The organism is Pseudonocardia wallangbongensis (assembly GCF_054486945.1).
Genome location: NZ_JBRERS010000002.1, coordinates 257,007 through 270,206, shown reverse-complemented (window position 1 = coordinate 270,206; position 13,200 = coordinate 257,007). Strand labels below are relative to the sequence as shown.

General features: G+C 74.0%; 8 protein-coding genes. 2 read left to right on the top strand and 6 right to left on the bottom strand.

Annotation, left to right across the window (positions count from 1 at the left end):
• Positions 1-58 precede the first annotated feature (58 nt).
• The 5 genes from ACU436_RS07575 to ACU436_RS07555 form a co-directional block, all read right to left on the bottom strand.
• Positions 59-781 carry a BPL-N domain-containing protein gene (locus ACU436_RS07575; protein ID WP_459023049.1) on the bottom strand — a complete coding sequence of 241 codons (723 nt, stop codon included), beginning with the start codon at positions 779-781 and terminating at the stop codon, positions 59-61.
• On the bottom strand, positions 778-1,407 hold the full coding sequence (locus ACU436_RS07570) for a 4'-phosphopantetheinyl transferase family protein (RefSeq protein ID WP_459023047.1): 630 nt from the start codon (positions 1,405-1,407) through the stop codon (positions 778-780). The genes ACU436_RS07575 and ACU436_RS07570 overlap by 4 nt, the downstream gene beginning before the upstream one ends.
• Positions 1,404-5,399: a Pls/PosA family non-ribosomal peptide synthetase gene (locus tag ACU436_RS07565; RefSeq protein ID WP_459023046.1), complete on the bottom strand. Its 3,996-nt coding sequence runs from the start codon at positions 5,397-5,399 to the stop codon at positions 1,404-1,406. The genes ACU436_RS07570 and ACU436_RS07565 overlap by 4 nt, the downstream gene beginning before the upstream one ends.
• Positions 5,400-6,192: 793 nt before the next feature.
• On the bottom strand, positions 6,193-7,503 hold the full coding sequence (locus tag ACU436_RS07560; protein ID WP_459023044.1) for a glutamate-1-semialdehyde 2,1-aminomutase: 1,311 nt from the start codon (positions 7,501-7,503) through the stop codon (positions 6,193-6,195).
• Positions 7,504-7,535: 32 nt separating this feature from the next.
• Positions 7,536-8,195, bottom strand: a complete 660-nt coding sequence (locus ACU436_RS07555; RefSeq protein WP_459023042.1) for a phosphatase PAP2 family protein — start codon at positions 8,193-8,195, stop codon at positions 7,536-7,538.
• Between the two features lie 44 nt (positions 8,196-8,239).
• On the opposite strand from ACU436_RS07555, the gene ACU436_RS07550 reads away from it, so the two are divergent.
• On the top strand, positions 8,240-10,897 hold the full coding sequence (locus ACU436_RS07550; RefSeq protein WP_459023040.1) for an ATP-binding protein: 2,658 nt from the start codon (positions 8,240-8,242) through the stop codon (positions 10,895-10,897).
• Positions 10,898-11,049: 152 nt separating this feature from the next.
• Here the strand turns inward: ACU436_RS07550 and ACU436_RS07545 are convergent, their stop codons facing one another.
• Entirely contained in the window at positions 11,050-12,126 is a 1,077-nt protein-coding gene (locus tag ACU436_RS07545; RefSeq protein WP_459023038.1) for a lipid II:glycine glycyltransferase FemX, read from the bottom strand.
• Positions 12,127-12,273: 147 nt separating this feature from the next.
• Here ACU436_RS07545 and ACU436_RS07540 point away from each other — a divergent pair, with 147 nt between their 5' ends.
• On the top strand, positions 12,274-13,170 hold the full coding sequence (locus tag ACU436_RS07540) for an SRPBCC domain-containing protein (RefSeq protein ID WP_459023036.1): 897 nt from the start codon (positions 12,274-12,276) through the stop codon (positions 13,168-13,170).
• Positions 13,171-13,200: the final 30 nt, after the last annotated feature.

The window sequence follows — 13,200 nt, the reverse complement described above, 5'->3', positions numbered from 1 at the left end:
GCCACCGCCTGCATCGCCCGGGCGGCAGCGGGGTTGTCCAGTGTCAGCGGACGGGAGTTCACGAGATCCTCCTCGAGCCGGCCCCGCCGGGCCGGGCAGCGGTGGCGGCCGGGCCGCCCATGAGTGCATCGACCAGGTTGTGGCCGAGCTCGGCGTGACGGGGGTCGGGGTCGGCGAGGCCGAGGTCGCCGTACCAGTCGGGAGTGGCTTCGGGATGCGGGCCGACCACCCCGACCCGGCCGGCGCCGAACGGCGCGACGAGCGCGGCGAGCTCCCCGTTGGGATACCGGGAGAGCACGTCCACGCCGGTGGCGTCGGGGCCGAGGCGGAACACCGGCCCGTCCTGGAAGAACAGGTGCCGGTGCGAGCCGCGCCACCGGACCTCGACCACGGTGTCGTCGGTGGTGCGTACGGTCGCGTCCGGCGTCCGGACGTACTGGTCGGTGTCGCCGGGCAGGAGCGCGAAGCCCGGGGTCCGGCCGGCGAGGTAGCCGCCCAGGCAGACGCCCAGGTATCGGCCGCCGCCGGCGACGTAGGCCCGGATGGCGTCGCGGTAGCGGCGCATCCTGCGGTACGCGGGCCCGAGCTCGCCGCCGCCGGGCTGGGCGTACAGGGCCGCCCCGGCCAGGACGTCGCTCGTGAGCCCGAGGTCCTCCTTCGGGCCGACGAACCGGACGTCGAAGCCGTGGGCGGAGTCGGCGAGCAGCTCGGCGACCGCGTCCGAGCAGGCGGCCGGCTTCGCGGCCTTGCCCCGGTAGACCAGCGCGAGGGGCGTACTCATGGCAGGGCTCCCGCCAGCGAGGGCGTGAACGACACCCGCACCCGCAGCGGCGCCCGGTCGGGTACGGCCACGGCGACCGCCAGGCCGGGCCCGACCACCTCCGCGTGGTGGGCACAGGACGCGAGGCACCGTGCGCCGTCGTCCAGGCCGGCGCCGCACACCCGGGCCGCTGCTTCGATGCGGCACCACCACAGCGCGAACTCCCGAGGGGCCTGGTCGGCCGGACCGTCCGCCAGCGCCGCGCGGGCGCTCTCCGGCAGGAATCCCACCAGCGCCGGGGCCGGCGGGGCGTGGACGACGTGCTTCAGGTCCACCCCGGCGGGCAGGCCGTGCGCGGTGGCGACGACGCAGTACCGACCCTGCTCGGCGGCCGCGACGTGCCGGTCGGGCGCGACGGTCAGCGGCCGGCCGTCCAGCCCACGGCGCAGCGTCGCCGCTTCCGGAGGGCATCCGGCGAGAGCTGCGGCCGCGGCCCGGAACTCGCGGCGGGCGGCGAGGAGCCGCCGGCGCCGCCGCTCGTTCCGCACGTGCGCGGCCGTGGCGACGTCGCCCGGCGTGAGCCCCTCGCGGAGGGCGTCCTCCGGGACGCCGTCGAGGTCGAGCACCGTGATCTGCACGCTCGTCACACCGCCACCCCCTCTGCCGGGATGCCGCGCCACCTGGTCTCGGCTGGGAGCTGCTCGCCCTTCATCACCAGCGACAGCGCGCTCAGCACCGTGTGCGGGCCGACGACGGCGTCGTACAGGACGATCGCGCGATCCCCGAGGGTCGCTCCGGCTCCGATGTGGACCGTGGACATCTTCATCACGCGGTCCTCGAACAGGTGGGTCTGCAGGGACACCCCACGGCCGACCGTCGCGTGGTCGTCGATCGTCACGAGGTCGAACTCGGTGAGGTAGGTGGTGCCGATCCAGGTCCGCTTCCCGATGTGGGCCCCGAACAGGCGCAGCAGCGGTGGCAGGAACGGCGTGCCGATGACCAGGTTCAGCAGCGCGGGCACGGCCGCGGCCTCGTAGAGGCCGGTGACGAACTCGGTGCGCCGCACGAACCGGCTCCACAGCGGCTCGACCCGCGGGCGGTACGCGCCGACGACGCACCACTTCACCGTGGCCACCGTGAACACGACGAGCAGGCTCGCGGCGATCGCGAGCAGCGGGGCGAGCGCGGCCACCGCGAGGAGGCTCGTGCGGTCGGCGAGCTGCGAGATCCCGAGCAGGTACAGGTAGAACGCCACCGCCAGGAGCGATGGTGGGAGCGCGATCCGGAAGAACTCGATCACGAGCCGCTCGACCCGCTGCCGCCGGCTGGGCCGGAAGGTCAGCGCTTCGTCGAACGTGCCGCTGTCCTGCCGCTTCGGCAGGTAGATCGCCGGGGAACCGAGCCACGACGTCCCGGGCGGCACACCCCCCGCCGGGGGCACCGTGTGCACACCGACGAGCGAGTCGTCACCCATCGTCGTGCCCGCCGGGACCATGGAGGCGTTGCCGACGAAGGCGCGCCGCCCGACCACGGTGTGCTGCAGGGCCATCCGGCCGTTGGCGAACGTGGCGCTGCCGACGCTGGCCATGTCCGCGACGAAGCTCTCGTCGTGCAGCGTCAGCAGGGCCGGGTCGAGGTGGGCGGCGGTCGACACCTCGGCGCCGCGGCCGACCTCGGCGCCGAGCGCGCGCAGCCACGGGACCGTGTAGAGGGTTGCGTACAGCGAGTTCGTGTAGGTGAGGCTCTGCTCGAGCAGCTTGTCGACGACCCACTTGCGGATGCCGAGCCCGGAGTGCAGGCCGTGTACCCCGGACGGGGTGCGGGGGAGGACGAGGCGTCGCGCGACCGCGATCAGCACGCACACGGTGAGCACGAACACGGGCCCGACGAATGCGGCCGCCACGAGGCCGGCCACGATCCCGTGGTTCAGCAGCGCCCACCACACCATCGCGACGCCGGGCACGAACATCACCAGCGGAAGCAGTTCGAGCAGGCACAGGCCGAGCAGCGCCCGCCCCCGCAGCCGGGGTGTCCACCCGGGCACGGGCATGGCCGCGAGCATCGACTCGACCGCGGGCGAGAGGCGCTCGACCCGGGCCGACGGCGATCCGGCCCACCGTTCGCGGTCCCCGACCACCTGGCCCTGCCCGATCATCGAGTGGTTCGCGACGGCAGCTTCGGGCCCGATGGACGACCCGGGTTCGAGGACGGCTCCGGCGCCGACGAAGGCGTCCGCCCCGATCTGCACCGGTGCGACGTGGACCCAACCGTCCTCGACGATCCACGGTCGCACCTCGACGCCGTAGCCGACGGCGGTTCCGGGGCCGATCGCGAGCATCGTCGGCATCGACACCGCGCCCGTGGCGATGTGCACGTCCGCCCCGATGCGAGCGCCGAGCACGCGCAGGAACCCGGGCATGAACGGCGAGCCGCTGAGCACGGGCAGCGGGGCGAACCCGAGCAGGACGTCCATCGCCCACAGGCGTACGAAGGTCATCGACCACAGCGGGTAGCGGCCGGGCCGGACGTCCGCCGCGAGCAGGCGGATGAAGAACGGCACCAGCAACCAGCGCGCACCCAGGTAGGCCGCCGCGATGGCGACGGCCAGCTGGCCGAGCACCTCGATCGAGACGTCGCCGTCGTTCAGGCTGTACACCACGACGATCGGGAACCCCACCACGAACAGCAGCGCGTAGAGGAATGCGGCCTGCACCGTGCCGGCACCGGCGACCTTCCTCCACGGGTGGAGCCCGGCTGGTTCCACCCGCGCCGGCACCGCGCCGAGGGGCTGGGTGGCCCCGGATGCGTCGAGGGCGGCGGCGAGCGAGCGGACCGTCGGGTTCGCGTACAGGTCCCGGATGGCCGGGCTGCGGCCGATCCCCCGTTCGCGCATCGCGGAGACGACCGTGGCTGCCAGCATCGAGTGCCCGCCGAGGTCGGTGAAGAAGTCGGCCTCGACCGACAGCGCGTCCGGTTCGACCCCGATCGCCTCGGCCCACACCTCCCGGATGCGGCGCTCGAGGTCACCGGCGACATCAACCACGGGCCCGCCCGGGCCGGCCGCGGCAACGCGTCGGGCCGCCGGTGCGGGCAGCCGGTTCCGGTCGACCTTGCCGCTGGGCATCATCGGCAGCGCGTCGAGCACGTCGAGGTAGGCCGGCACCATGTAGCCGGGCAGACGCCTTCGCATCTGCTCGAGCAGGCGCGTCACGAGGGCGTCCCGATCGTCGGGGCCCGTGAGCGGCACGATGTACGTCGCCAGCTCCTCGCTGCCCCCGACCGCCTTGAGCGCCGCCACGGCGCTCTCGACGTCCTGGTCCTCGAGCAGCACGTTCTCGATCTCTTCGAGGTCCACCCGGTGGCCCCGGATCTTGACCTCGCTGTCGGCCCGGCCGAGGTAGACGATCTCGCCGTGGGGGTCGATCCGCCCGAGATCGCCGGTGCGGTAGAGGCGCCCCGGCCGGCCGTCCGGCCGGGGAGGGGCGAGGGGATGGGGCACGAACCGCTCGGCGGTCTTCTCGGGCAGGCCGACATAGCCCAGCGCCACGCCGGGGCCACCCACGCAGATCTCGCCGACCTCGCCGTCCGGCACGGGCCTCAGCTGGTCGTCGAGGATGACGATCGAGTACGTCGGGAGTGGCCGCCCGATGGTGACGGGCCTGTCGGGGACGAGCTGCCCCCAGGTGCACGTGACCGTGGCTTCGGTCGGCCCGTAGGTGTTGAGCATGCGCCGGCCGGGGCGGCTCCACCGCTGGACGAGGCCCGCGGGGCACGCTTCGCCGCCGACCAGGAGGTTCCGGATGCGGGGGAGGTCGCGGGGGATCGTCGCGAGGAGTGTCGGCACGCAGTACAGGACGGTGACCCGGGTCCCCTCGAGGAAGTCGGCCAGCTCCCCGCCCAGCCTGCGCGAGTCGGTGGGCCCCACGACGAGCGTCGCGCCCACGGCGAAGGTCGGCCAGATCTCCTCGATCGAGAAGTCGAAGGAGACGGTCATCCCCTGGTAGACGCGGTCGGTGGGCCGGACGTCGTAGACGCCGGGCACGACGTCGATGAAGTTGCAGATGCTCGACTGCGTCACGGCGACGCCCTTCGGGCGCCCGCTCGATCCGGACGTGTAGATCACGTAGCAGATCGGGTCGTCGTCGGGATCGGTGGTGGCAGGCGCCGGCCGGGAGGCGGGGGCGCGCTGGAGGTGTTCGCCCAGCTCGTCGAGGTGCCACACCGGCGTGGCGGTGAGCTCCGCGGTGGTCGGGGCCAACGTCGTGGTGCTGAGCAGCAGGTTCAGGGCGGCGTTCTCGGCGATGTAGGCGACGCGGTCGGCAGGCGCGCCCGGATCGATCGGAACGAACGTCGCGCCGGCCTTGAGCACCCCGAGCAGGGCCGCGTACGTGAGCCATGACCGCTCGAGGAGCAGGCCGACCCGCGACCCGGCGACCACCCCGTGCGCGCGGAGCAGGTGCGCGAGCTGGTTCGCCCGTCGTTCCAGCTCGGCGTAGGTCAGGGCGAGGTCGCCGTCCTCGACGGCGACGGCCGAAGGGTTCCGGTCGCAGCCGGCTTCGAAGAAGTGCTCGAGACGCCTCGGTGGATGATGTGGCAGGCGATCCGCAACGAGGCGGTCGAGGAGCCTCGGAGGTGGCATTACTGCCATCGTTGTGTTCCCCCCATGGTTGTTGTCTCGCGTGCCGAGTCGGCTTCATACAAGGGCTGTCGCTCGCTCGCCGACTGCCGCCGACCCCCCGTCGTACGCGGCACGTAAAAAGTTTTTCGACGTTCTCGTCGCCGCTGTTACGCGAGCGAAATAAGGGTTTTCACAGGAACGCGTTCGGTGCCGGAGCAACTGCTGCATTCGGCCCGCACGCGGAGGCTTCCATCTGCGCCGAACGGCCCAAAGCGCCTGCGCTGTTCGGAAATCTTGTAACGATCTGAGCTCCCGAGACGGTGGACATGGCGTGAGGGGAGTCATGGAGTGCCACGTGCGTGCGATGTGGCGGCTCGAGATGCCGGGGTGTGGTCCACCGTGAACCACGAGGTCAGTCGGGTGCCGGCTCGTCGGCGCCCGCCGGCCGGATGCACACGGGCGGGACGGGCGGTCCCGCCGGGGGGACGCGTCGCCTGACGCGCCGTCCGCTGTCGAGCGCTTTCGCCCGTCCGCGGCTCAGCGCAACGACGGTCGTCGGATCGCGTATCCGGGGCGGTTCGAGCGGGCGTCGAACGGCGTAATCACCGCGGGCTGCTCGGTGCGCATCGTCCGAATCTTCATGGGTCGGGGCAAAGGCTCACGCCGGCCCCGATCGGCCACGCTCCGACAATTCAGTGCGCCGCCGGGAACCGGTGTGATTGCGAATTTCTGCCCGCCTCGTGGGATTCCCGGGTCGGGGGAATCGGCGTGATCGAGGCCGCACCGCGGGATGTCGAGCGCGACCCGAACCCGATCAGACGTAGCGCCGGAACACCGGCTTGACCGGTCGCCCACCCACCCACGGAGTGGGGTCCCCGGCGTCGAGTGCCTTCCGGTAGACCGCGCACGCCTGGCCGACGACCTCGACGGTGCGGTCGATGTCGTCCTCGGTGAGGGCGGCGCTGACCACGAACGACGGCCCGATGACACCGCCGCCGAGCAGCTGCCGCAGGAATAGGGTGCGGTAGGGCTGGGACGGTCTGCCGTCGGCGTCGAGGGTGGCGAAGACGAGGTTGCTGGCGCGCCCGCGGACCTTGACGTGGTCGGCGACGCCCATGCCGGCGGCGGCGTCGCGGACGCCGGCGGCGAGGCGGTTGCCGAGCGCGTGGAGCCGGTCGGCGATGCCCTCTTCGGCGTAGGTGTCCATGACGGCGATGGCGGCGGCGAGGGAGTGGGTCTCGGCGCCGTGGGTGGTGGAGAGCAGGAACACGCGCTCCTGGTCGGTGTGCAGGCCGCCCCGTTCCATGATGTCGCGGCGGCCGGCGAGGGCGGAGACGGCGAAGCCGTTGCCCATGGCCTTGCCGAAGGTGGAGAGGTCGGGCGTGATGCCGTAGAGGCCCTGGGCGCCGTGCTCGCTCCAGCGGAAACCGGTGATCATCTCGTCGAGGACGAGGACCGACCCGTGCCGGGTGGCCAGCTCGCGGACGCCCTCCAGGTAGCCCGCGGGAGGTTCGGTCTGGGTGGCGGCCTCGAGGATGATCGCGGCGACTTCGTGCTGCTCCAGCAGCGAGGAGAGGGTGTCGAGGTCGCCGTAGGGGAAGGTGACGGTGTCCTGTTGCGGGATGCCGGCCGACATCGGGGTGCCGCCGATGAACCAGTCGTCGGTGGAGAAGAACGGGTGGTCGCGGCACAGGGCGACCACGGTGCGGCCGGTGTGCGCGCGGGCCAGCCGGACGGCGGCGGTGGTGGCGTCGGAGCCGTTCTTGGTGAACTTGACCATCTCGGCGGTGGGCACCGTGGCGAGGAAGCGTTCGGCGGCCTCGACCTCGATGACGGCGGGGCGGACGAAGTTGCTCCCCTTGTCCAGCTCGCCGCGCACGGCCTCGACGACGCGAGGATGGGCGTGGCCGAGGCTGACCGCCCGGAGCCCGGAGCCGTACTCGATGTACTCGTTGCCGTCGGCGTCCCAGACGTGGGCGCCGCGGCCGTGGGAGATGACGGGCGCCAGGTTCTCGGGGTACTGGTCGTCGCCCTTGGCGTAGGTGTGGGCGCCCCCCGGGACCGCGGCGTGCAGGCGGGCGTTCAGCGCCGCCGACTTCGGCAGGGGCGCATCGGGGAGCGGCATGCGGGCACCTTCGTCCTGGTGGGTCGTCCCGCTCATGATGGACCGGGGCCCGACGCCTTCCCCATCGAGGGATACCGCTCGATCACCAACGCGCTGGTCAGCACCACCGCGACGGCCACGCAGAAGCCGCCGACCGTGTCGGTGGGGTAGTGGATGCGGTCGGAGACGAGCGCGAGCGCCATCCCGCCCCCGGACACGAGCGCACCCGCCGTGATGAGGAGGGCGCTCGCGCCGGTGGCCGTGCGCAGCACGGCGATCAGCAGCAGCGCGGCCACCACCCCGAGCGCGGTGGCCCCGCCGGTGTGGCCGCTCGGGAAGGCGAGCCCGCCGTCGATCGTCCGGCCGACGAGCGGTTTGAGGCCGGTGGTGGCAAGGCCGGTGAGCCCCGGCCCGATGATCGCCAGCGCCGCCAGCCTGCGGTGACCGAGCGCGAACGCGAGTACGGAGAGCAGCACGGCGAGCACGGCGACCGTGATCGGGTTGCCGAGGAGGATCACGGCGCCGGGCAGCGACGGCCCGTCGCTGACGAGCCGTTCGACGCGCCGGTCGAGGCGGCCCGCGGTCGTGTCGTCCGCGTACCGCGCCGCGAAGAAGCCGAAGACCAGGAGCGCCAGCACCGAGACGGCTGCGGCGGGCGCGCGCAGCCCGGGCGGGATGAGCGCCCGGTCGGGGCGCGGGGCGATGGCCGTCACTCCATCCAAGCTACCGCGCTTCTCACGTGGACGATGATGGGCGGATGGCGCACCCCGTCGAGGTGTCCGGCCGCGAGTCCGAGGTACTCGCGGCCGTGGGCGCGCACCTGAGCAACGCCCAGATCGCCGGGCGCCTGCACCTGTCGGTGCGCACCGTCGAGGGGCACGTCTCGTCGTTGCTGCGCAAGTACGGCGTGGCCGACCGGCGGGAGCTGGCCGCGCTGGTCGGGCCGGAGGCCGGGCCGCCGCCGGGCGGGATCGCGGGGCTGCCGGCCGCCCGGACGTCGTTCGTCGGGCGGGCCGTCGAGCGGTCCGCGGTGCTCGCCGCACTGGCCGGGCACCGGCTCGTGACGCTGACCGGGCCGGGCGGCGTGGGCAAGACGCGGCTGGCAGCGGTCGCGGCCGGGGAGGCGGCGTTCCCGTTCGGCGGCGCGTTCGTCGACCTGGTGCCCTCCCGCGACGACTCGGTGCCGCAGGCCGTGGCGGCCGCGCTCGGGGTGGTCGAGGGACCCCAGCAGCCCCTCGAAGCGGCGATCGCCGGGAGGCTCGCCCGCGGCCGCTCGCTGCTCGTGCTGGACAACTGCGAGCACGTCGTCGACGCCGTCGCCGGGTTCGTCGAACGGTTGCTCGCCGCGTGCCCCACCGGCACCGTGCTCGCCACCAGCCGGGAGCGGCTCGCGGTGCCGGGGGAGCGGGTGGTGGCCGTCGGTCCGCTCCCGCTCGGGTCGGACGCCGAGCGGCTCTTCGCCGACCGCGCCGTGGCGCCGATCGAGGCCGGCGCCGTCGCGGACCTGTGCGCCCGCCTCGACGGGCTCCCGCTCGCCATCGAGCTCGCGGCGGCCCGCAGCGCGGCGCTGGGCGCCCCCGGCCTGCTCACGGGCCTCGGTGACTACCTGCGGCTCCTCGCGGGCGGTCGCGGGCAGGAGGTGCGGCACCGGTCGCTGCGTGCGGTGATCGGTTGGAGCCACGACCTGCTCGACGACGAGGAGCGCGCCCTGTTCCGACGGCTCGCCGCGTTCGCCGGCGGGTTCGACCTGCCCGCCGCGGCCGCCGTCGGCGGGATCGAGCCCCCGGTGGCCGCCGACGTCCTCGGCCGCCTCGTCGACAAGAGCCTGGTGCTCCACGATCGGGCGCAGGGCCGGTGGCGGCTGCTCGCCACGATCCGCGCCGTGGCCGCGGACAAGCTGCGCGAGTCGGGGGAGACCGGCGACGTGCAGCACCGGTACCGGATGTGGGCGGTCGACCGGGCCGTGCCGGGCCGCGCGGACGTCGACCTCGTGCTCGACGACCTGCGCGACGCGCTGGCGTCGTACCCGCCCGGTCCCGACCCGGCGGCGCACCGGCTCGCGCGCTCGCTCGGGCGGATCACCCACATCAGCGGTTTCCTCCAGGAGGCGCGCGGGCGGTACCAGCAGGCGGCCGGGCACGCCGGGACGCGGGACGATCGGGCCCGTGACCTGCGCTCGGCGGCCGAGTGCGCCGAGGTGGGCCACGACACGGGCATCGCCTTCGACCTCCTGGTCGATGCCGGGCGGGTCGCCGCGGACGGGAACGCCACGGCGGCGGTGCTGGCCCTGGCGGTCGACCTGGCCTGCCGCTGCCCGGCCACGTTCACGGTCGAGGTGCCCCACGAGCGGCTGTGTGCGCTGCTCGCCGAGGCGGCGGCCGCGGCGGACGGCACCGACGCGGTGGCGTCCGCCCGGCTCGCGATCGCGGCCGCGTGGAACGCCGGGCCGCGGAAGCTCTCGCCGGACCGCGCGCTCGCCGAGGACGCGGTCGTCGCGGCACGGCGGACGGGGGATCCGTTGCTGCTGAGCGCGGCTCTCGGGGCGCTCCGCGGCGCCGCCGTCGTCGAGGGCGGCCTCCAGGACGCGCACCGGCTGTCCACCGAGCGGCTCGCGTTCCTCCCGGCGTTCGATCCGACCGAGCCCGAGGGTGCCGCCGAGATCGAGGACGTGCTCGCGGTGGCGTGCGCCGACGCGGTGGCGGTCGGGGAGGTCGCGGCGGCGCAGGACGTGGCCCGCCGGATCCTGGGGGACGCGCACGGCGACTCGCCCTACCTCCCGGTCAGCACCGTGCTGCCGGCGCTGGTGCTGGCCGGTGACCTCGACCGAGCCCGCCGCGAGGCGCCGGCGATGTGGGAGGGCTGGGAGCGGGCGGGCCGCCCGCCCGCGGTGTGGCTGCCGGTGGCGGCGCAGTTCGCCGCGCTCGCGTGCGGGCTCGGCGGGGACGTGGGGCAGGCCGCCACCTGGAACGCCCGCGCGGCGGAGGCCGGCACCGCAAACGTCTTCCACCTGCAGCACGCGCCGCTGGGCGTGTTCACCGCGGCGCGGACCGCCGTGCACCTCGGCCGCCCGGCGGACGTGCCGGAGCCGACGGAGGGCCGCTACCACGCCTACGCGGTGGCCGCCCACGCCGAGCTGGCCGTCGTGGCCGGCCGGGCGGACGCCGCCGAACGGCTCGCGGCCGCCGGACCCGCCACGGCCGGGCATGCGTGGGCGGCCGCGTGCCTCGCCCGCGCCACCGGCCGGTTGCACGGCGACCGGGACGCGCTCGCGGCCGCCGTCACAGGTTTCGAGCGCATCGGGGCGACGTTCGAGCGGGCCGCCACGCTCATGCTCCTGCCCGGTGGTCCCGACCCGCACCCGCCACGGCCTCGGTGGAGCGGTCGCGCCGGCTGGTTGTCCACACGGACGAGGTAGACACCAGCGGTTTTCGATCTCGACCGGAGCCCGCTCACGTCTACGTCGAGCGTGTGGACGAAATGCCCGGGTCCCGTTCCGTTGAACCACCCGGCCGGCACGCATGATCCCCAGCCGGGTGCCTTGGCGGCCGCAGATCCGGCCGCGGCGAGCTAGCTGCCGCGCCCTGACAGCCGGTGCACCACGCCCCGCCACCGTTCCGCACGCGGCAGGACGTACTTGAGCGCGCGCCCGGGGAGCCCCTCGGGAAGGAGGTCGGAGGTGCCCGGGTACACGACCGGCTCGCCCCCGAACCCGAGCTTGAAGAACGCGACGCCCTTCGGCTCCACCGGCTTCCCCTCGCGCATGGCCTGCGCGAGCTCGAGCGGGATGCCCTCGAAGTCGTAGTAGCGGTAGCCGGCTTCGCGCGCCCAGGTGATGCCCGTCCAGTGCGTCAGTTCGCTGGCCCCAGGCGGCGCGCCCTCGACGTCGGCCAGTCCACCGATCTTGTAGATCACGGTGTCCCCGAACGCGACGAGCAGCACCGCCGACAGCGGAACGCCCTCGTGCTCGGCGATCAACAGCCGGGCGTGGCCGGACGTGCCGAACGCCGCCCACAGCCGCTGGTAGTAGTCCGCGGGGTACGGGGCGAAGCCCTGCCGCCGGGCCGTGGCCTCGATGATCGCCTGCAGGACGGGCAGGTCGTCGGCGCCCCCGGTCCGCACGGTGACGCCGTGCTTGCGCGCCTGCCGGACGCGGCGGCGGGTGGTGGCGCGCAGACCGCGGAAGATGGCCTCCTCGTCGCGCTCCGGACCGACGTCCACGACGACGCTGGCCGCGGGCGCGGTGTGCAGTTCGCTGGCGACCAGGCCCCGCGACTCGAGCAGCGGCGGGAGGTCTCCGCGGTCGACCGGTGGCTGGATCTTCACGACGGCGATCCGGCGGCGCCGCGCGTGCTCGCGGAGCGCATCCAGCACTGAGTCGACGAGGTCGGCGTCGCGGTCCGCGATGACCGGTCCGCGCGGCACGTAGCCGATCCGGCCCACGACGGCGACGTCCCGGTCCAGCAGCTGGCAGCCACCCACCAGCTCACCGGAGCGGCGCAGCAGGAACCGCGTGGCCCGCCAGCCGGTGCCGGCCTTGACGTGCGCCCAGCCGCTGGACTGCAGGTGGTGCCCACCGGGTGCGGCGGCGACCCACTCATCCCATTCCGGGTGCGACGGCTTGTCGTCGACCTCGATCTCCAGCACTGCCTCAACTCCCCCTCGTGGCCGTGCCAGGCCCACCGTACGCGCGGACGAGTGGTGCCCGCGTAGCCGATAGGTGGTCGGCACGGATCCGGCAGGCCGGTCCGCGGGGCACGCTCGGAGGGGCGCCGAGGGAAGGGAGAGCAGGTCATGCAGTGGACGCTGGAGGTCGTGCAGGTGCCCGTGGCGGAGGTGGAGCGCGCGAAGGCGTTCTACGCCGATCGGCTCGGGTTCACCGTCGACTTCGACGTGCGAGCCGACGACGGGCACCGGTTCGTCCAGCTGACGCCGCCGGGTTCGGGCTGCTCGATCCAGGTGGCAGCGGGCTACTTCGAGGAGATGGTGCCGGGGTCGCTCCGCGGACTCGTGCTCGTCGTCCCGGACGTCCGTGCCGCGCACGCGGAGCTGGTGGAGCGGGGCGTGGAGAACAGCGGGGTGGTCGTCAGCGAGGACGGCGTGTCGTTCCGGCCGGCCGGCGCCGGTGACGCGCTCGACAACGTCGGGTTCGTGCACTTCGGCGACCCGGACGGCAACCGGTGGTCGGTGCAGCAGATCAGCGGCCGGGGCGGCATCCCGACGCACGACCTCGCCGTCACCCGGGTGCTCGACGCCCCGGTCGGGCAGGTGTGGAAGGCATGGACGGAACCCGCGTACGTCATGCGCTGGTGGGGCCCGACGGGCTTCACCGCGCCCCTCGCGGAGCTGGACGTCCGGGAGGGTGGCACGTCGCTGGTCTGCATGCGCGCACCCGCCGAGTACGGCGGTCAGGACATGTACAACACCTGGACGTATCGCACGGTCGTTCCGCCCGAACGGCTCGAGTTCGCGCTCGACTTCACCGACGCGCAACGTGCGCTGCTCCCCGACGAGGCCATCCCGCCGGGGGTGCCCCGCGCGGTGCGGCACGTGGTCACGCTCCGGCCGGCCGACGGCGGGCGCACCGAGCTGACCGTGCGGGAGTTCGGCTACGGCACCGCCGAGGCCCGTGACGTGTCCCGGGCCGGCCTGGAGCAGTGCCTCGACAAGATGGCCGCGATCTTTCGGTAGCTGTGAGCCCTCACAGTTTCTCCCGTCCTG

Bases quoted from the DNA above. Each gene is read 5' to 3' on its own strand.
- ACU436_RS07575 (WP_459023049.1), bottom strand. From the start codon at position 781: ATGAGTACGCCCCTCGCGCTGGTCTACCGGGGCAAGGCCGCGAAGCCG.
- ACU436_RS07565 (WP_459023046.1), bottom strand. From the start codon at position 5,399: ATGCCACCTCCGAGGCTCCTCGACCGCCTCGTTGCGGATCGCCTGCCA.
- ACU436_RS07560 (WP_459023044.1), bottom strand. From the start codon at position 7,503: ATGCCGCTCCCCGATGCGCCCCTGCCGAAGTCGGCGGCGCTGAACGCC.
- ACU436_RS07550 (WP_459023040.1), top strand. From the start codon at position 8,240: ATGGCGCACCCCGTCGAGGTGTCCGGCCGCGAGTCCGAGGTACTCGCG.
- ACU436_RS07540 (WP_459023036.1), top strand. From the start codon at position 12,274: ATGCAGTGGACGCTGGAGGTCGTGCAGGTGCCCGTGGCGGAGGTGGAG.